At 71.1% G+C, this 18,453-nt stretch carries 14 protein-coding genes and 1 riboswitch; of the genes, 8 read left to right on the top strand and 6 right to left on the bottom strand.

Features of this window, described 5'->3' with window-relative positions; genetic code table 11:
* Window positions 1–76: 76 nt before the first annotated feature.
* The 3 genes from ABZ783_RS09060 to ABZ783_RS09050 are packed head-to-tail and all read right to left on the bottom strand — an operon-like array spanning window position 77 to window position 2,267.
* Window positions 77–706 carry a lysoplasmalogenase family protein gene (locus ABZ783_RS09060; protein ID WP_357435589.1) on the bottom strand — a complete coding sequence of 210 codons (630 nt, stop codon included), beginning with the start codon at window positions 704–706 and terminating at the stop codon, window positions 77–79.
* 11 nt (window positions 707–717) lie between these two features.
* Entirely contained in the window at window positions 718–1,545 is an 828-nt protein-coding gene (locus ABZ783_RS09055) for a sterol desaturase family protein (RefSeq protein ID WP_357435587.1), read from the bottom strand.
* Window positions 1,542–2,267: a GntR family transcriptional regulator gene (locus tag ABZ783_RS09050; protein WP_357435585.1), complete on the bottom strand. Its 726-nt coding sequence runs from the start codon at window positions 2,265–2,267 to the stop codon at window positions 1,542–1,544. The genes ABZ783_RS09055 and ABZ783_RS09050 overlap by 4 nt, the downstream gene beginning before the upstream one ends.
* Window positions 2,268–2,358: 91 nt before the next feature.
* Between ABZ783_RS09050 and ABZ783_RS09045 the strand changes: the two genes are divergently transcribed.
* Both ABZ783_RS09045 and htpG read left to right on the top strand, forming a co-directional pair.
* Entirely contained in the window at window positions 2,359–3,579 is a 1,221-nt protein-coding gene (locus ABZ783_RS09045) for a DUF6236 family protein (RefSeq protein WP_357435583.1), read from the top strand.
* Between the two features lie 92 nt (window positions 3,580–3,671).
* Window positions 3,672–5,564: a molecular chaperone HtpG gene (gene htpG, locus ABZ783_RS09040; protein WP_357435581.1), complete on the top strand. Its 1,893-nt coding sequence runs from the start codon at window positions 3,672–3,674 to the stop codon at window positions 5,562–5,564.
* Window positions 5,565–5,612: 48 nt separating this feature from the next.
* Here the strand turns inward: htpG and ABZ783_RS09035 are convergent, their stop codons facing one another.
* From ABZ783_RS09035 to ABZ783_RS09025, 3 genes are all read right to left on the bottom strand, one after another.
* Entirely contained in the window at window positions 5,613–5,972 is a 360-nt protein-coding gene (locus ABZ783_RS09035; RefSeq protein WP_357435579.1) for a hypothetical protein, read from the bottom strand.
* A gap of 40 nt (window positions 5,973–6,012) precedes the next feature.
* On the bottom strand, window positions 6,013–7,032 hold the full coding sequence (locus ABZ783_RS09030; RefSeq protein ID WP_357435578.1) for a hypothetical protein: 1,020 nt from the start codon (window positions 7,030–7,032) through the stop codon (window positions 6,013–6,015).
* 111 nt (window positions 7,033–7,143) lie between these two features.
* The gene (locus ABZ783_RS09025) at window positions 7,144–8,712 is read right to left on the bottom strand and encodes an LLM class flavin-dependent oxidoreductase (protein ID WP_357435576.1); all 1,569 of its coding nucleotides are present in this window, start codon (window positions 8,710–8,712) and stop codon (window positions 7,144–7,146) included.
* Window positions 8,713–8,770: 58 nt separating this feature from the next.
* Here ABZ783_RS09025 and ABZ783_RS09020 point away from each other — a divergent pair, with 58 nt between their 5' ends.
* The 6 genes from ABZ783_RS09020 to ABZ783_RS08995 all read left to right on the top strand — a co-directional run bounded on the left by ABZ783_RS09020 (window position 8,771) and on the right by ABZ783_RS08995 (window position 18,304).
* Entirely contained in the window at window positions 8,771–9,148 is a 378-nt protein-coding gene (locus tag ABZ783_RS09020; RefSeq protein ID WP_357435575.1) for a glycoside hydrolase family 3 C-terminal domain-containing protein, read from the top strand.
* Window positions 9,149–9,290: 142 nt separating this feature from the next.
* A riboswitch (cyclic di-AMP (ydaO/yuaA leader) is annotated at window positions 9,291–9,465 on the top strand.
* Window positions 9,464–10,117 (top strand): transglycosylase family protein, encoded by a 654-nt coding sequence (locus tag ABZ783_RS09015; RefSeq protein ID WP_357435573.1) that lies wholly within the window; start codon window positions 9,464–9,466, stop codon window positions 10,115–10,117. Its footprint overlaps the riboswitch before it by 2 nt.
* A 173-nt stretch (window positions 10,118–10,290) precedes the next feature.
* Complete coding sequence (locus ABZ783_RS09010) at window positions 10,291–10,752, top strand: YbaB/EbfC family DNA-binding protein (protein WP_357435572.1); 462 nt, start codon at window positions 10,291–10,293, stop codon at window positions 10,750–10,752.
* 1,095 nt (window positions 10,753–11,847) lie between these two features.
* Window positions 11,848–16,062, top strand: coding sequence for a family 16 glycoside hydrolase (locus tag ABZ783_RS09005; RefSeq protein WP_357435571.1), 4,215 nt, complete (start codon window positions 11,848–11,850; stop codon window positions 16,060–16,062).
* 20 nt (window positions 16,063–16,082) lie between these two features.
* Complete coding sequence (locus ABZ783_RS09000; protein WP_357435570.1) at window positions 16,083–17,048, top strand: sugar phosphate isomerase/epimerase; 966 nt, start codon at window positions 16,083–16,085, stop codon at window positions 17,046–17,048.
* Window positions 17,045–18,304 (top strand): multicopper oxidase domain-containing protein, encoded by a 1,260-nt coding sequence (locus ABZ783_RS08995; protein WP_357435568.1) that lies wholly within the window; start codon window positions 17,045–17,047, stop codon window positions 18,302–18,304. The genes ABZ783_RS09000 and ABZ783_RS08995 overlap by 4 nt, the downstream gene beginning before the upstream one ends.
* Window positions 18,305–18,453 lie beyond the last annotated feature (149 nt).

The raw sequence follows: 18,453 nt of genomic DNA, 5'->3' as shown, positions 1-18,453 counted from the left end.
CGAGACCGACACCCGGTCCGGGAGGTGGCGGTATCGGGTCGGCGCGGATACCGCCACCTGCACGACGTGGAGTGGATCAAGCCAAGGCGGGCCCGACCGGCGACGGGTGGCGGTCGCCGGTGGTCAGAGCCGCCGCCCAGCCGGTGGTGATGAGCAGCAGCGCGGCGATGTAGGTCGCCATGACCAGGAGCCCGTGCCCGGCCAGGTGGACGCCGGTCGCGTCCAGCCCGATCAGCAGGTCCGAGCCGAGGAACAGCGCTCCGCCGATCGCCACCCGCCGGGACACCCCCTTCGCGGCGGCGGCCATCAGGGACAGCGCCAGGCTGTAGCCGAGCACCGGCAGCCGCAACGGCCCCAGCGTGCCCCAGAGCAGGGCGTTGGCGACCGCCCAGAGCGCCACGTACGCCAGGACCGCCGGGGCCGGCGGCCGGCGGTGCCGGACGAACGAGGTGAGGAAGGCCAGTTGGGTGACCAGGAAGCAGCCCATGCCCACCAGGAACGCGGCCGGTCCCGCGACGAGCAGGGCCACGTTGCCGGCGGTGGCAAAGACCAGGCCAACTGCGACGCCGTCGATCCGCCGCCGGACAGACCAGAGGTACGCCAGCAGCAGCGGGGCCAGCAGCGGTTTGGCCAGCCACTGGGTCGCGGTGGAGTCGAGCGCGACGCCGACCAGCTCGACCGCGGCGATGGCCCCGAACAGGGGCAACCAGCGGCGCCTCACCGGGTCGGCTGCCAGCCGGGCCGGCCGAAGACGTAGCCGAGGCGGTCCCGCCAGGTACGGGCGGCCCGGGCATCGGCCCAGATCGCGGCGAACTCGTGGGTGGCCACCCGCAGCGGGTTGTACGTGTTGATGTTCTTGGTGAGCCCGTAGCGGACGGCGGCCCGTTCCGGCTCGAAGGTGCCGAAGAGCCGGTCCCAGACGATCAGGATGCCGGCGTAGTTGCGGTCCAGGTACTCGGCGTTGGCACCGTGGTGGACCCGGTGGTGTGACGGGGTGTTGAGGACCAGCTCGATCGGCCGGGGCAGCACGTTGATCCGCTCGGTGTGCAGGAAGAACTGGTAGAGCAGGCTGATCGACTGCTGCAGGAAGATCATCCAGGGCGGGATGCCGAGCAGCGCCAGGGGCAGCCAGAACGGCAGCGAGGTCATCGGCGTCCAGCTCTGCCGCAGCGCGGTGGAGAGGTTGAAGTAGACGCTGGAGTGGTGGATCACGTGGCTGGCCCAGAACACGCGTACCTCGTGGTGAAGCCGATGGAACCAGTAGTAGGCCAGGTCGTCGGCGAAGAACAGCAGCACCCAGGTCCACCAGTTGGCGGGGGAGAGGTGGATCGGCGCGACCAGCCACAGCGCCGCGTAGACGCCGGCGGTGACCAGCTTCCACGGCACGCCGATGAGCACGCTGCCCAGGCCCATTGACAGGCTGGTGGTGGTGTCGCGCAGCTCGTAGCCGCGTTCGTCGTCGTCGGGCAGGAACCGGTAGGAGACCGCCTCGATGATGATCAGCAGCAGGAACGCCGGGACGGCGTAGAGCACGGCGGGGATCATGCTCGGGCTTCCCTTCCGGACGGGGTGGTGGGGGTGGTGACCGGGGCGGTCAGCAGGGCCCGGGCGTGCCGGGCGGCGGCCGCGCCCTGGCCGGCCGCGATGGCGGCGGCGAGCCGGCGGTGGCCGGCGACGTCGAGCAGTTCGGCGGCCCGCCCGTCCGGCGGCACGTCGTCCACCGCGAGTGCGCCGGCCACCAGGCTGTTGAAGGCCAGCAGGTAGGCGGTGTTGCCGGAGCCGGTGACGATCAGCCGCCACATGGCGATGTCGGCGTCGTGCATCCGGGGCAGGTCGGGGGCGAGTGCCGCGTACTCCTCGGCGGCCCGGACCACTGCGGCGGTGACCGCTGGATCGCCGCGCTCGGCGCAGAGCCGGGCCGCGTCGATTCCGACGCAGGCCCGCATCTCCAGCATGTCGCGGACCAGCGTCTCGACCGGGAGTACGTCGCCCGACCGGGCCAGCGAGAGCGCCAGGTCCAGCCCGGCGTGCACCCGCCAGTCGAGCACCCGGGTCGCGCCGCCCTGGCTGACCCGGAGCAGGCCGAGCTGCTGGAGCCGGCGCAGCGCCTCCCGGACGGCGTGCCGGTTGACTTCGAACGCGGCGGCCAGCTCGCGCTCGCCGGGCAGGGTCTCCCCGGGCTGGTAGCGGCCGCTGACGATGGCGTCGCGGAGCTGACCGAAGACGTGGTCGGAGACCGAGGCGCGGGGTACGGGGGCGAAGGCCATGGCGGCAGTGTGATCCCCGACGCCTCAACCCGTCAACTGGTTGGACCAGATGGTCTTCGCCATGCCGGCATCGTTGTTCGACAATGGAGCGGTGAGCGACATCGCCCTCTACCACCCGTACGTCGACTTCCGGGACGAGGCGTGGCTGAAGGGCGCCGTCCTGTACTGGCCGAGGATCGCCCGGATGCTCCCCGACACCATCCGGAACTGGTCCGACTCTGACCTGGTGCGACAGCTCCGGGACGAGCTTGGCTGCATCGTCGACGTACGTCTTCGGCAGCGCGACTACGGCGGACCGCTCGAGCGGGCCGAACAACTCTTCTTCCGGTTCCTCGATCGGCACGAGGAGGAACTGCTTCCCCGATATGGCGTCCGACGCCTCGGGATCGATCCGATCGTCCAGGACCGAGCCGACACCGGGCGCTTGGCGCCGCGCGATCTCCGCCTGGCGCCGGTGATGCCCGGCAAGATGCTGTGGTCCCTGGCGGACCGGTTGGCCGACAGCGGCCTACTGGTCCCGCTCGAGGACGTGCGCGCGGACGGCCGACGCCAGTCGCTGCCTTACCTGTGCCTGCACCGTGACCTCGCGACGCTCTATCTCGCGGTGCTCGCCGACGCCGTGGCCTCGGACAACCGGATGGCGATGGTGACCGACCTGCCGGTGACCCTGGCGACGAGCGGCGGATGGACCACCGACTCGATGGCCGCCGTCCTGCTGGACGATGCGGCACGGGCCACGTTCGCCCGCCCTGAACCCGCCCAGGCCTTCGCCGTCCTCGCGCTGGCGGTCGCCGTGCCGAAAGACCTGCGAGACGTGCCGATCCGTCGAATCATCAAGGCCCGCCGAAAACTTCAGCCGCAGCTGCTCGCCTACCGCGCCTACCTCGACTCGCTGGCACCCGCCCTCGCCGAGCTGAGCGCGGTGCCGGACCCGGCCGTCCGGGCCGCCCACCTCGAGATGATGGTCGAACGGGAGATCGGCGGCCGGATCAACGCCACCGCCCGGCAGCTGTCGAAGCTCGGCCTGCAGCCGGTCCGCGCCCTGCTCACCACGCAGACGCTGGTCCCGCCGGCGGCCCTCGCCGCACTCGGCAGCGCGTTGGACCTGCCGCCCGTGGTGACCGGATCGGGGGCGGTCGCGGCCACGGTCGTCAGTGCGACGGCCACCATGATGGGCGGTCGGGAGCAGCTCCGGGAGGCCCACCCGACCGGCTACCTGCTGGGGCTGCGCCGGGAGCTCGGGGCCAGCCACACGGTGGCCGCGGTGCGGGCCGCGTACCGCCGGGCGGCGGGGACGGGCCGCCGCGGGTGACGGTCGGTGCGTCGACGCGACCCGACGGTGCCCCGGCCGTCACACCTCGTATCCTGTCCGCCGGAAGGCCCGCGACATGGAAGGGAGTCGGTGTGAGCGACCGGGTCGAGACGTTGGAGTTCCAGGCCGAGGCCCGTCAGCTGCTCCAGCTGATGGTGCACTCGATCTACTCGAACAAGGACGTCTTCCTGCGCGAACTTATCTCGAACGCCTCTGACGCGCTGGACAAGCTGCGGCTGGAGTCGCTGGTCGACAAGGACCTGGCGGTCGACACCGCCGACCTGCACATCGAGCTCGAGGTCGACCGGGAAGCCCGTACGCTGACCGTGCGGGACAACGGCGTCGGCATGTCCCGCGACGAGGTGATCGGGCTGATCGGCACCATCGCCAAGTCCGGCACCGCCGAGCTGCTGCGCAAGCTGCGCGAGTCCCAGGACGCCGCCGCCTCCCAGGAGCTGATCGGCCAGTTCGGGGTCGGCTTCTACGCCACCTTCATGGTGGCCGACAAGGTCACCCTGGTGACCCGGCGGGCCGGGCAGAGCGGGGGTACCCGCTGGGAGTCGACCGGCGAGGGCACCTACTCGGTCGAGTCGGTCGACGACGCGCCGCAGGGCACCTCGGTCACGCTGCACCTCAAGCCCGCCGACGCCGAGGACAACCTGCACGACTACACCGCCGAGTGGACCATCCGGGAGATCGTCAAGCGATACTCGGACTTCATCGCCTGGCCGATCCGGATGACCGTCGAGCGGTCGGGTGAGGACGGCGCCACCACCCGCGAGGAGCAGACCCTCAACTCGATGAAGGCGCTCTGGGCCCGCTCCCGGGACGAGGTGGACGAGGCCGAGTACAAGGAGTTCTACCGGCACGTCGCCCACGACTGGGCCGACCCCCTCGAAACCATCCACATGCGCGGCGAGGGCACCTTCGAGTACGAGGCGCTGCTCTTCCTGCCCTCGCACGCCCCGCTCGACCTGTTCTCCCCGCAGGTCCGCCGAGGTGTGCAGCTCTACGTCAAGCGTGTCTTCATCATGGACGACTGCGACGCGCTGATGCCCAACTACCTGCGCTTCGTCAAGGGCGTGGTGGACGCGCACGACCTGTCGCTCAACATCTCCCGGGAGATCCTCCAGCAGGATCGGCAGATCCGGGCCGTCCGCCGCCGCCTGGTCAAGAAGGTCCTCGCCACCCTCAAGGAGCTCTCCGCCGAGTCCTACCGCACCTTCTGGACCGAGTTCGGCGCGGTGGTCAAGGAGGGGCTGCTCGAGGATCCGCACAACACCGAGGCGCTGCTCGACCTGGTCCGGGCCGCCAGCACCAACGATCCGGCCGAACTGACCACGCTGCGCGACTACGTCGAGCGGATGAAGGACGGCCAGACCGAGATCTACTACGCCACCGGTGAGTCTCGGGTCACCATCGAGAACTCGCCGCACCTGGAGGCGTTCCGCGCCAAGGGCTTCGAGGTGCTGATCCTCACCGACCCGGTCGACGAGGTGTGGGTCGAGCGGGTCGGCCAGTACGACGGGAAGACCCTGCGCTCGGTCGCCAAGGGCCAGGTCGACCTGGAGACCGACGAGGAGAAGGAGCAGGCCGAGGCGGAGCGGCAGGAGTACGCCGACCTGCTCACCTGGATGAGCGGCGCGCTGGCCGACAGCGTCAAGGAGGTCCGGCTCTCCTCGCGGCTGACCACCTCGCCCGCCTGCGTCGTCGGCGACGCTCACGACATGACGCCGACGCTGGAGAAGATGTACCGGGCGATGGGGCAGGAGGTGCCCCGGGTCAAGCGGATCCTGGAGCTCAACCCGACCCACCCGCTGGTCACCGGGCTGCGCAAGGCCCACGAGCAGGGCGGCGACCAGAGCGCCCTGACCGACACCGCCGAGCTGCTCCACGGGATGGCGCTGCTCGCCGAGGGCGGAGAGCTGGCCGACCCGGCCCGGTTCACCCGGATCCTTGCCGACCGGCTGGCCCGTACCCTTTAGGGCCGCCGTCTCCGTCGGCCGCGGCAGCCACGCCGCGGCCGACGGCGGTTACGCCCGGGTGAGCCGTGCCAGGTGCTCCGTCTCCTGCTCCGACGGCTCAACCGGTCGGCTCCCGAGCAGCCGCCAGCGGGACGTCCTCCCGTCCGGGCCGACCAGTTCGCCGCGCGCCAGCGCCCGGTCGATGTCCTGCCGTACCCGCTCCTCGAGATGCGGTTCGGTGGCGAAGAGGATGCGCAGGCGTACCTCGTCGCCGGACCGCTCCGCGCTCGTGTGATGCGGCGCGACCGGGCAGGGCGGCGCGTGGTCCCAGTGACCGCACAGAACGGTGGTGATCGCCGCCCCGGGCGCGCCCGAGTCGTCGTCCGGCGCCATGTCGAGGACGGCCTGATGGGCAAACCCCTGCCGCATGACGCCATTCTGCCTCAGGGCGTCCGGGTCGTCGGCGCCCTTACGGTGTCGGCGTCTTGGTGGCCGCGGTGAGGGCCGCGGCGAGGGCCGCCGCGCGGTCCTTGCCGATCGCGGCCACGATCGCGGCGGCGGCGTCGGCCGGGGCCTGCCCGCCGAGTGCCTGTACGGTCGCCGCCGCGATCGCGGCGGCGGTCGGTGCGGCATGGGTGGTCTGGTAGAGGTCGTTGAGCACGTTGAGCGTCGACATGCCGGCGGGGATGCCGCCACCGATGTACTGCCAGGGCAGTGCGCGCATCTTCGCGGCGACAGCCGGGTCGGACAGGATCGCGGAGAATTCGGCGGGGGTCATGGTGTCGTCCTTCGTCAACAGGGCCCGCAGCTGGGCGAGCGTGCCACGGTATGCGTTGCAGTCGGTCTGTCCGGACGCGCCGGGGCAGGCGACGTTCGACCCGTACTGCCAGATCGACGGGGTCACCCCGCCGTACGCGGCCCAGCCCGGGCCGCCGTCCCCACCACCTTGCGCGTAGACGGCAGCGGGCGCGCCGGTGGGGTTGCTGCCGTAGTCGCTGGCTACCAGGGGTGCGTTGAGTGGCCGGAGGTCGGGCCGGCCGAGGTTCCCGTCCCAGTTCCACTTCGGCAGGTAGATCGCCAGCACCCGCTGATCGACGGCGTGCCAGCGGTCCACGAACCGGCGTACGTCGTCGAAGCGCGGCCACAGTCCGTTGGCGACCAGCTCCGGGTAGCGCTCGACGTCGAGCATCGCCCACACCGCCCCGATCCCGTCGAGGGTGCTCCGCAGGTAGTCGACCTGCCGGTTGGTGCTGGCCTGATCGCCTCTGATCAGGTTGTGGTAGCCACCGATCACGTCGAAGCCGGCGCCGGCCGCACCACGCGCCATGTCGGCGACGTGCGGGCTGGGCGGGTGGAAGCCCTGCGGATCGCCGTAGCTGGCGCGCAGGCACAGGACGGGAGAGGTGGCCCGGCGAACCGCCGCCCAGTCGAACTCGCCCTTGACGCGGTCCCAGTCGTGGTAAGACAGGTCGGCATAGATCACAGCCATTGCCATCACCTCTGCGGCCCACCGTAGCTCGACCCATCTGACCTGCGCTAACGCGAAAATTGGTCAGTGAGACGGGGGCGGTCGGTGGCCCGAGGAGCGGCCGCCCTGCGGTCAGATCTGGCCGGTGTAGAAGCCGTGGCGGGCCAGCGGCTCGACGATGTTCTGTTCCTCATATGCCAAATGCGACAGCAGGGTGTCGGTGAGGATGTCCACGGCCTGCTGGACCTCGGTGAAGTCCCCCGGATTGCGGATCAGGTCGACCAGGGCCCGGTCCACGCCCTCCACCACGTCGTGGATCACCACGTGCTCCGCTTCCAACCGGTCGAGCACCGGGGCCAGCCCCGGATCGGCACGCCGCAGGTGCGGGAAGATCGAATTGTCCTCCAGCCCGTGGTGCTGGGTGACCACCGTGCAGTACGCGGCGCAGTACGCCCCCAGCGTCCAGTTGTTCTGCCGCATGGTCATCTGGTTGAGCACGGCCCGGGCGGCGCCGGCGGAGACCACCCCTCGTTTGACCTGTTCGAGCAGGTCGCGCACCTGCGCCAGCTCCTGACGCAGGTGGTCGTGCACGTCGACGAGGTGCGCGCCGACGGCCTGCGCGTGCGGGGTGTAGACGTGCCCGGCCGGCGCCGGCGGGGCGACCGGGCGGGTGGACTCGTCCCAGAGCTGGTGGTCCGTCAGGCGTACGCCCGGATCGGGGGTGGGGGTGACCGCGAGCGCGGTGGCGCCCCCGGCCTCGACCGCCTCGCGCGCTTCCTCGCCGGCCCTGGGTCGGGTGCCCGGCTCGGCACGTTCGGCGGCGACCAGCTCCCGCACCGCGGGCGCGACCTCCCGCCCGAAGAGCTGGATGGCGGTGGGGTCGTCGGCGCCGAGGATGAAGGTGGCGATGCCGTGGTCCAGCACCAGCCCGGCCAGCTCCTCCACCCACTGCTCCGGCGGTCCGCTGAGGAAGCCGGTGGACGACCGGGTGAACTGGCCGTTGACGTTCAACAGCCGCCGCACCGACCGGGGATCCCGCCCGGCGGCCTCGGCACCCTCGTCGATCAGCGCGTTCATTCCCGGCAGCTCGTCCGGCCCCTTCGACAGGTACGCCAGCGACGGCAGCCAGCCGTCGGCAGCGCGCCCCACCAGCCGCAGCATCCGGGGCTTGTACGCGCCGACCCAGATCTCCACCGGGTGGGCCGGCGCCGGCCCGCGCTTCGCCCCGACCACCCGGTGGTACGTGCCCTCGACCCGGACCATGCCGCGCCGCTCGACGTCCCACACCTCGCGGATCACCCGGATCGCCTCGTCGAGCGCGTCGACCGCCTGCCCGGGGGACAGCCGCCGACCGCCGACCGCCTCGATCGCCTCCCAGAACGCGCCCGCGCCGAGGCCCAGCTCGACCCGGCCGCCGGTGAGCAGGTCCAGGCTGGCCACGCTGCGTGCCAGCACCACCGGTTGGCGCAGCGGCAGGTTGAGCACGTTGCCGGCCAGCCGGATCCGACTGGTCGCGGCCGCGAGATAGGACATCAGCGTCCAGGTGTCCAGGAAACCCGGCTGGTATGGGTGGTCCTGGAAGGTGACCAGGTCCAGGTTGACCTGCTCGCAGAGCTTGGCGAGCGCCACCACCTGCTCGAACTGGCCGGCGGCGGGGGTGAGGAAGCCGCCGAAGGCCAGCTCGTGTCCGTAGTCAGTCATGTTCCTCCGCCTGCGCACCCGGGCCCGGCGACCGTGCCGGACCTCGCCACCGTAGTCGGTGCCGGATCGGCGCGCGCCCGCTCCCGCAACCGCAGCGATAACCAGGCGGACACCCAACTCAACGAGGCGGACCTGCGGGCCGTCCACCTTCGAGCGGCCGTACGCGACCCTGCGCAACGCCGGCGTACCCGTGATCGTGGTGCTGGTGTCCGGCCGGCCGCTGGACGTCGCCGGTGAGTTGCCGAACTGGACCGCGCTGCTCGCCTCCTGGCTGCCCGGCACCGAGGGCGCCGGCGTTGCCGACGTCCTCTTCGGCGGGTACGCGCCGACCGGCAAACTGCCGATGACCTGGATGAACTCCGTCGGCCAGCAGCCCATCAACGCCGGCGACGGGCAGGTTCCGCTCTTTCCGCAGGGTTTCGGCCTGACGTACTGAAGGGGGCTTTGTAAGGCACCTGTGGACGGCGCGCAACTCGTACGGTGTGGCCTTCGCTCGGCCGGGTGAAGAACTTCACAAGAAGTGGGCGATCATCCGAAACCATCCCTAATGTCGACTGCGTTCGCGATCGCGGACACCCGGGCCGGTAACGCCTAATCCCGCCGCCGGCCCGTCGGTACCTGGACCTCAGGCGGGAGCGGGGGACCCACATGTTCCTCGGTGCTCGACACCTCGGGGTGAAGCCGCCCATCCGGCGGCCGGGCTCCTCGGCCCGAACCCGACAGCTCACCTCGTCGGCGTGGAGGAACCCACATGGCAACTGAACACGTCGCACGTCACCGACGCACCACGCAGCGTCGTGTCGCCGTCGGAGCGCTCGTCGTCGGTGCCGCCACCGGCGCCGCCGCCATCCTCGGGCCGGCCGCGCCGGCCAGCGCATCCAGCGTGAACTGGGACGCCATCGCTCAGTGCGAGTCCGGCGGAAACTGGCACATCAACACCGGCAACGGCTACTACGGTGGCCTCCAGTTCTCGAAGAGCACCTGGAACGGCTACGGCGGTAAGAAGTACGCCAGCCGCGCCGACCTGGCCAGCCGCAGCGAGCAGATCGCCGTGGCCGAGAAGGTCCTCGACGGGCAGGGCATCGGCGCCTGGCCGGTCTGCGGCAAGAAGGGCGGCTCGACCAAGCACTACTCCACCAAGGACTCCGGCGCCACGAAGTCGCACAAGAAGGCGACCAAGGACCGGTCGTCCCGCGGCGACCAGCCGGCGACCCGCAGCCACCGGCGTACCGCGCCGGCGTCGAGCGGCGCGACCTACACGGTCCGGTCGGGTGACTCGCTGTCGCTGATCGCGGAGGCGAAGCACCTCGCCGGCGGCTGGCAGGCGCTCTACGAGCGCAACAAGCGCGTGGTCGGCGACAACCCGGGCCTGATCTTCCCAGGCCAGCACCTCCGCCTGCGCTGACGCTACTGGCAGGTGGGGTGCCCCACACTGCGCGCTGATGCACTGAAAAGTGGCCATCCCCGCCCGGGATGGCCACTTTTTTCGTGAACGAGGCCCCGGGTGCTCGCGGTGTCCCGGTCGGGGGCGGTTGCTATCGTCGCGGTGCTCCGGAAAGACGTGAAGAAGGCGCGGATATGACCAACGACTCGTTCTCCGCGGCCGCAAGCCTCGACGAGCTGCTCACCAGGACGCAGCAGGCGCTGTCGGCCATGCGCTCGCGGGCGGCCGAGCACCCCGACGGCGACCCGGGCGAGCTGCTCCGCGCCGAGGGCGCGGCGGCCGACGGCCGGGTCCGGGCCGTGGTGGTCCAGGGTGGCCGGCTGGAGTCCGTGACGGTGGACCCGGAGCTGGCGGGGGACGGGATGGAGGCGGTCTGCGGGCAGGTCGTGCTGGCCGTCAACGCTGCCCTCGCCGCCCTCGACGCCCAGGTCAGCGCCTCGGCCCGGGCCGACGTCGACGCCCTGGCCGTGCGGCTCGGCGGCATCGAGGAGCAGTCGGTACGGCAGATGGAGCTGTTCAGCCGGGCGGTGGACGACGTGATGGCCCGCCTCAGCCGCGGCCCTGACGCGGGGGCGCGGGCGGGCCGCCCGAGCTGAGGCGGGCCTGCCGCGGCCGCGCCGGAGAGCGCGGCGAGGCGGGGTGGGAGCTTCAAGGGGGTTAGCTCCTGTTCCGAGGCGGGCAGCATGGAGCCCGGTAGGGGCACCCGGCGCGGGGTAGCGATGAGGTGGGACGACGGTCGGTCCCGGGGCTGCCGGCGTGGCCCCGGTTCGACGGATCGACCGTCTGAGCCGCCGGGGGTCGGCGACTCGCTGGAGCACAATCACACGGCCGTGGACGCAGATCAATGGGTGACCGCGGCAACCGGTTCGGTCGATCACCGGGCCGGTCCCGGAAGTCAGGAAGCCATCACCTTCTATAGCCCCTGATCAGGGCGAACACCCTCCGGAGCGGGCGGGGCCCGCCCGACTGGCGGGGATTGCCGCTCCATGCGGATGGCGCACGTTCACCCGTCGGTCGACCCGGCGATCGAGCCCCGCCGGAACCCGGACCGCCCGGTGCACCGTCAGCGCCTCTGTCGTCGTGCGGTGAGGCCCCGGGAGGGTTGCGGTAGGAATCTACCGACCACTTTCGTTTGTCGTGAAGAAAAGTAGTCCGTGAGCCGACGAAAGCTATGGACAGCCTGAGAGGAAGTTAGTACTGTCTGGCACCATCAATATGTTTCGTCGAGATGAACTACCGGCACAGTAGTTCTCGACCGTGGCCTTCAGGCGGCGCAACCCGTCGGAGGGTCATGACCGGCCAGCGATGGCCACCCCGGGTCAACGCCGCACCACGGCGACCTGGCGCAGGCATGCGCCAAGGATCGACCGACGTCCGTCCGTACCCGACACGACCAGATCAGCTCCGACGCGCGACCCTGCCCGGCGCCGCGTGCGAACCGGCTCGCCGCTGACACCGGGATCAACCAACCATCCACATCGGACGACCGTGGCCGCCGGCCACGGCCGGGGATCCCGCGCGGCCTGGGAGGGGCCGACGGGCTGCGAGCACCCGAAGAAGCACCTCAGACGACACCTGACACCGACGGGCCGACGCACGTTCCGCCCGGTTGTTCCCGGACCGTGAAAGAGGCATCAATGAACCCATCCGCACCGCGGGATCGGCTCTCTGCGAGCCGGCTCCGGAGATCGGTGGCGGTCATCGCGGCGATGTTGTTGCTGCTGACCGCCGCCCTGACCGGCTCCCCGGCGAACGCGCGTCCGACCGACACCGAGCGGTCGGCGACGGCCGGGCCTCAATCCTCGTCGCAACTGCAGGCCCAGGTCCTGACCTGGACCGCCGGCGACAACTTCCTGTCGTACCTGTCGGCGCCGACCACCGCTACGGCCGGGCCGGCCACCCTGGTCTTCGAAAACAGCCGGGCTACCGGCAACACCACCGGAATGCAGCACACCCTCACGTTCGAAACGGGCGACCCGAGGTACAACAGCGACGTCGACGTCAACATCCTGGCGGATCCGACGGACAGCAAGGGGGGCCGGTGGACCGTTGACGTCGTTCTCTCGCCCGGCACCTACCGGTACTTCTGCGCCATCCCGGGCCACGGCGGAATGACCGGCCTGCTGGTGGTCACCGGCGGCGGATCGGACACCACGCCGCCCACGGTCAGCGCCACGGTTTCCGGGGAGAAGGACCCAACCGGGGCGTACGTGGGCAGCGCGACGGTCACCCTGTCGGCGACCGACAGCGGCTCCGGTGTAGAGCGAGTCGAGTACTCCCTGGACGGCGGCCCATATGGCACCTACTCGGCGCCGGTGACGGTGAACCAGCTGGGTCAGCACACGGTGAGCTACCGGGCCACTGACAAGGCGGGCAACACCTCGACGCCGCAGTCGGTGTCGTTCCGGGTCGTCGAACCGCCGCCGACGGACACCACCCCGCCCATCGTGACGGCGGCGGTGACCGGTCAGCGGGACGCCAACGGCGCGTACGTGGGCAGTGCCACGGTGACCCTGTCGGCCACGGACACCGAGTCGGGGGTGGATCGGGTCGAGTACTCCCTCGACGGCGGTGCCTACGCCAGGTACTCCGCGCCGGTGACGGTGAACCAGGTGGGGCAGCACACGGTGACCTATCGGGCCACGGACAAGGCGGGTAACACGTCGTCGCCGCAGTCGGTGGCGTTCACGGTCGTGGAGACGCCTCCGGCGGACACCACGCCGCCGACGGTGACGGCGGCGGTGACGGGGGAGAAGGACCCCACCGGTGCGTACATCGGCGGCGCGACGGTGACGCTGTCCGCCACCGACAGCCAGTCCGGCGTGGACCGGGTCGAGTTCTCCCTCGACGGGCAGCCCTATGCCATCTACTCGGCGCCGGTGGCGGTGAATCAGCCGGGTCAGCACACGGTGAGCTATCGGGCCACTGACAAGGCGGGCAACACGTCGTCGCCGCAGTCGGTGTCGTTCCGGGTGGTGGAAACGCCGCCAGCGGACACCACGCCGCCCACGGTGACGGCTGCGGTGACCGGTCAGCGGGACGCCAACGGCGCCTATGTGGGCAGTGCCACCGTGACCCTGTCGGCCACCGACACTCAGTCGGGTGTCGACCGGGTCGAGTACACCCTGGACGGCGGCGCATATGGAACCTACTCGGCGCCGGTGACAGTGAACCAGGTAGGGCAGCACACGGTGACCTATCGGGCCACGGACAAGGCGGGCAACACGTCGTCGCCGCAGTCTGTGTCGTTCACGGTGGTCGAGACGCCTCCGGCCGACACCACGCCGCCCACCGTGACGGCTGCGGTGACGGGGGAGAAGGACCCCAGCGGGGCATACGTGGGCAGCGCGACGGTGACGCTTTCCGCCACGGACAGCCAGTCGGGCGTGGATCGGGTTGAGTTCTCTCTCGACGGGCAGCCCTACGCGATCTACTCGGCGCCGGTGGCGGTGAACCAGCCGGGTCAGCACACGGTGAGCTACCGGGCCACCGACAAGGCCGGTAACACCTCGACGCCGCAGTCGGTGTCGTTCCGGGTGGTGGAAACGCCGCCGACGGACACCACGCCGCCCACGGTGACGGCGGCGGTGACCGGTCAGCGGGACGCCAACGGCGCGTACGTGGGCAGCGCGACGGTGACCCTGTCGGCCACGGACACCGAGTCGGGGGTGGATCGGGTCGAGTACTCCCTCGACGGCGGTGCCTACGCCAGGTACTCCGCGCCGGTGACGGTGAACCAGGTGGGGCAGCACACGGTGACCTATCGGGCCACGGACAAGGCGGGTAACACGTCGTCGCCGCAGTCGGTGGCGTTCACGGTCGTGGAGACGCCTCCGGCGGATACCACTCCGCCGACGGTGACGGCGGCGGTGACGGGGGAGAAGGACGCCAACGGTGCGTACATCGGCGGCGCCACGGTGACTCTCACCGCCACCGACACCCAGTCCGGCGTGGACCGGGTTGAGTTCTCCCTCGACGGGCAGCCCTACGCCGCCTACTCCGCCCCGGTCACGGTCAACCAGCCGGGGCAGCACACGGTGAGCTACCGGGCCACGGACAAGGCGGGCAACACCTCGACGCCGCAGTCGGTGTCGTTCCGGGTGGTGGAAACGCCGCCAGCGGACACCACGCCACCCACGGTGACGGCTGCGGTGACCGGTCAGCGGGACGCCAACGGCGCCTACGTGGGCAGCGCCACCGTGACCCTGTCGGCCACCGACACCCAGTCGGGTGTCGACCGGGTCGAGTACTCTCTCGACGGCGGCGCCTACACCGCGTATTCGGCGCCGGTGACGGTGAACCGGCCGGGGCAGCACACGGTGAGCTACCGGGCCACGGACAAGGCGGGCAACACGTCGTCGCCGCAGTCGGTGGCGTTCACGGTGGTCGAGACGCCTCCGGCCGACACCACGCCGCCCACCGTGACGTCCGCGGTGACCGGCCAGCGGGACGCCAACGGCGCGTACGTCGGCGGCGCCACCGTCACCCTCACCGCCACCGACACCCAGTCGGGCGTGGATCGGGTCGAGTTCTCCCTCGACGGGCAGCCCTACGCCGCCTACTCCGCCCCGGTCACGGTCAACCAGGTGGGGCAGCACACGGTGAACTACCGGGCCACCGACAAGGCCGGCAACACCTCGACGCCGCAGTCGGTGTCGTTCACGGTGGTCGACCCGCCGGCCCCGGACACCACCCCGCCGACCGTCACTGCCGCCGTCTCCGGGCAGCTCGACGACAACGGGGCGTACGTGGGCAGCGCCACGGTGATCATCTCCGCGAGCGACAGCGGTTCGGGCGTGGACCGGGTCGAGTACTCCCTCGACGGCGGCGCGTACGCCAGGTACTCCGCGCCGGTCACGGTCAACCAGGCGGGCCAGCACACGGTCAGCTACCGGGCCACCGACAAGGCTGGCAACACCTCCGGTACCGCCTCGGTCACCTTCACGGTGGTCGCCAGCGGGCCGCAGCCGGAGTGCGTGAAGGACACCCGACCCACCGTCTGGCTCGGCACCGTCGACAGCGGCGTGCCCAACCGGGTGGTCGCGGGCGACTGCACCATCAACAACGTCATCGAGGACGAGCGCTCCTGGCCGAACCACGGCCAGTTCGTCTCCTACGTGAACTCGGTCGCCGAGCACCTGCACCACCTCGGCGTCATCAGCCACCAGGAGCACGGCAAACTGGCCAGCGCCGCCGGCCGCTCCGGCGTCGGCAAGCCGGACACGAAGAACGGCTACCAGCCGATCCTCGACGACAACGCCGCGTCTTTCGGCAAGTGGCAGCAGGTCGGTGCGGGCGGCTTCACCCGCAACGCCGACGGGTCCATCACCAGCAAGCCGGTGCCTGGGCTCGGCATGCTCTGGTACCCGGTCGCCCAGTACGGCGACTTCTCGCTGAAGTTCCAGTGGCGCGATGACGCGCCGGGCGACGGCCGGGCCAACAGCGGTGTCTTCGTCCGCTTCCCGGACGTGCGCCGCCACCCGGCGGAGTCCCGGCCCGAGTGGGTCGCCATCAAGTACGGCCACGAGCTGCAGATCCTCGACCGGACCGACGGTGACCAGTACAAGAGCGGCTCGGTGTACGGCTTCGACCGGGTCGACCTGGCCGGCGCGGGGGTCACCCCCAAGGGCACCTGGAACGACTACGAGATTCGGGTGGTCGGCCAGCACTACTCCGTGTTCCGCAACGGGAAGCTGATCAACGAGTACGTCAACCGGCCCGATGCCGTGTTCAGCCCGCCCCGAGCGGACGACCCGGGCGGCGCCGGCCGGCAGCACGCCACCGGCTACGTCGGGCTGCAGAACCACGGGACGAACGACGTCATCAGCTTCCGCAACGTCCGGATCGCCCCATTGACCCCGTGCTGCCCGGGCGGCCCGGCGGGCGGCCCGAACTCCTGCTGCTGACCGAACGGAAGGGAACCACCATGGCAAGGAACAGAATCGACAGACGTACCCTGCTGCGGGGCCTCGCCGGCTCCACGGTGGCGGTCAGCGCGGCCAGTCTCGCCGGCGCCGTGCCGGCCGGGGCTGACCAGGGGGGCCAGGGCAAGCTCATCCCGCAAGGGCACCTGGGCATCCAGCTCTACAGCGTCCGCGACAAGGTCGCCCAGGTCGGCTTCGCGGCCGTCTTCGAGGAGCTGTCCCGCATCGGCTACCGGGAGGTGGAGTTCGCCGGCTACACCCAGGGCTCACTGGGCGCCATCACCCCGGAGCAGATCCGGCAGCTGCTCGACGACAACGGGCTGAAGGCGGCCGGCAGCCACCGCGGGCTGCGAGACTTCCGCACCAACCTGGAGTGGGAGCTGGACGTCGCCGAGATCCTCGGCATGCCGGCGATCGGCACGGCGGAGGCGCCCACCGGCAACCGGACCATCGCCGGCTACCAGGCCGCCGCCGCCGAGTTCAACGCGTGGGGCGAGGCCGCCGCGGCCCGCGGCATCAAGCTCTACCAGCACAACCACACCATCGAGTTCAGCTTCGCGACGGACCGACCCGACGTGCGGCTGTACGACCTCTTCCTGGACCTGACCGACCCCCGGTACGTGTTCCTGGAGATGGACATCCTGTGGGCGTACGGCGGGGCACGGAAGTACCCGGGCTTCCGCCCGGTCGACTACGTCAACGCCCACCCGCACCGCTTCCCGTTGTTCCACGTCAAGGACGGCGTGCCGCTGCCCAACCCGCAGCAGGGCAACTCCTACCTGGACGTGGAGTTCGGGGCCGGGGTCATCCCGTTCCACGAGTTCTTCGGCGAGCTCAAGGGCCGGGGCCGCTTCGAGTTCCTGTGGGAGCAGGACACCGCGCCGAGCGCGCAGCCGAACCCGCCGGGGTCGCTGGGCGCCGCCGAGCGTAGCTACCAGCGCTTGGTCGAGCTGCGGGGTGCCCGATGAGCGCCTGGCGGCTGGTCGAGGACGGCAACCCGGCACCCGAGCCGGAGCCGGCCGCCGATCCGACGAGCGAGGCCACCGGGCCGCTGGGCGGCCGGACCGAGCGCCCGCGTAGCGGGGCCCGGCGGATGCTGGTGGTCGCGGCCGTCGTACTGCTCACCCTCGTCGGCGCCGGCGGGCTGGCCGCGGCCGGCACCGGGATGTTCGCCGAGAAGCCGGAGGGCTGCGGCAAGCCCGACCGCAGCATCCAGCTGTACGCGGTGGAGCTGCCCAAGGACGGCACGCAGATCCGGCTCGGCTACGGGCTCACTCCGCAGACGGCCTCCTACCCGGGCCCGCTCATGGAGATGATGGAGGGGGAGTGCCTTGCCATCACCCTGCACAACCAGGTGTCTGCCGAGACCCTGGCGGCGTTGCGCACCGACCCGGCCCACCCGCTGGGCGTCTCGCTGCACGTGCACGGGGTCAAGTACACCCAGCAGTCCGACGGCACGGTGCAGAGCGCGTCGTACGTCCCGCCGGGTGAATCGCGCACCTACACCTGGTACGCCCAGCCGCGCAACAACCGGACCGGGGCGCAGGGCACGGCCGGCTACTGGTGGTACCACGACCACGTGGTGGGCGGCCCGCACGGCACCCAGGGGCTCTCGTCCGGTCTCTTCGGCGGCCTGGTCGTCCGGCGTCCCGGCGACCCGAAGCCGGACCGGACCTACACGGTGGTCTTCGGTGACCGGCAGAGCATCAACCTACGCCGCGGCGCCGCCACGGACACCTGCACCGAGGTGAACCCGCAGCCGGGCCCGAGCTGCCTGGTCGCCCGCAAGGGCGAGCGGGTGGAGTTCGTCGTGGTCGGTATCGGCAACGACATGCACACCTTCCACCTGCACGGGCACTCCTGGGCGGACACCCGCACCGGGGTGATCAGCAACAACGGGCAGCCGTTCGTCGACTCCATACCGATCATCGACAACAAGACGCTCGGCCCCGGTGACTCCTTCGGCGTCCAGGTGGTGGCCGGCGACTCGGTCGGACCGGGGCACTGGATGCTGCACTGCCACATGCAGTTCCACTCCGACGCCGGCATGTCGACGATGCTGCACGTCCTCGACGAGAACGGGAACATGCCGCCCGGCATGGGCCACCAGCACGGCGCGGCCGGCGCCACCGGCACCACTGGCACGGCCGGCGCCACCAGCACCACTGGCGCCGCCGGCGCCGCCGCGGCGCCTGCCGACGGCGGCCAGCACCAGCACAAGTGACGGATCCGGGGGCTGCTGACCGCCGTCGGTCGGCCAGCAGCCCCCGGACCGGCACCACCACCAGCGACCCGCCGCACCGGCCGCCCGATCCGGGTGGCGCCGGCGGTCGCGCACCCAGTGCTCCGGTGAGCGCCTCACCTCACCGGCAG

The organism is Micromonospora sp. NPDC047738, assembly GCF_040642675.1.
Taxonomy (GTDB): domain Bacteria; phylum Actinomycetota; class Actinomycetes; order Mycobacteriales; family Micromonosporaceae; genus Micromonospora.
This window is presented reverse-complemented; position numbering and strand designations above follow the sequence as displayed.

What these genes read in the sequence shown, in the direction of transcription:
- ABZ783_RS09055 (WP_357435587.1), bottom strand. Translation starts at nt 1,545, where the DNA reads ATGATCCCCGCCGTGCTCTACGCCGTCCCGGCGTTCCTGCTGCTGATC.
- ABZ783_RS09050 (WP_357435585.1), bottom strand. Translation starts at nt 2,267, where the DNA reads ATGGCCTTCGCCCCCGTACCCCGCGCCTCGGTCTCCGACCACGTCTTC.
- ABZ783_RS09035 (WP_357435579.1), bottom strand. Translation starts at nt 5,972, where the DNA reads ATGCGGCAGGGGTTTGCCCATCAGGCCGTCCTCGACATGGCGCCGGAC.
- ABZ783_RS09030 (WP_357435578.1), bottom strand. Translation starts at nt 7,032, where the DNA reads ATGGCTGTGATCTATGCCGACCTGTCTTACCACGACTGGGACCGCGTC.
- ABZ783_RS09025 (WP_357435576.1), bottom strand. Translation starts at nt 8,712, where the DNA reads ATGACTGACTACGGACACGAGCTGGCCTTCGGCGGCTTCCTCACCCCC.
- ABZ783_RS09015 (WP_357435573.1), top strand. Translation starts at nt 9,464, where the DNA reads ATGGCAACTGAACACGTCGCACGTCACCGACGCACCACGCAGCGTCGT.
- ABZ783_RS09010 (WP_357435572.1), top strand. Translation starts at nt 10,291, where the DNA reads ATGACCAACGACTCGTTCTCCGCGGCCGCAAGCCTCGACGAGCTGCTC.
- ABZ783_RS09000 (WP_357435570.1), top strand. Translation starts at nt 16,083, where the DNA reads ATGGCAAGGAACAGAATCGACAGACGTACCCTGCTGCGGGGCCTCGCC.
- ABZ783_RS08995 (WP_357435568.1), top strand. Translation starts at nt 17,045, where the DNA reads ATGAGCGCCTGGCGGCTGGTCGAGGACGGCAACCCGGCACCCGAGCCG.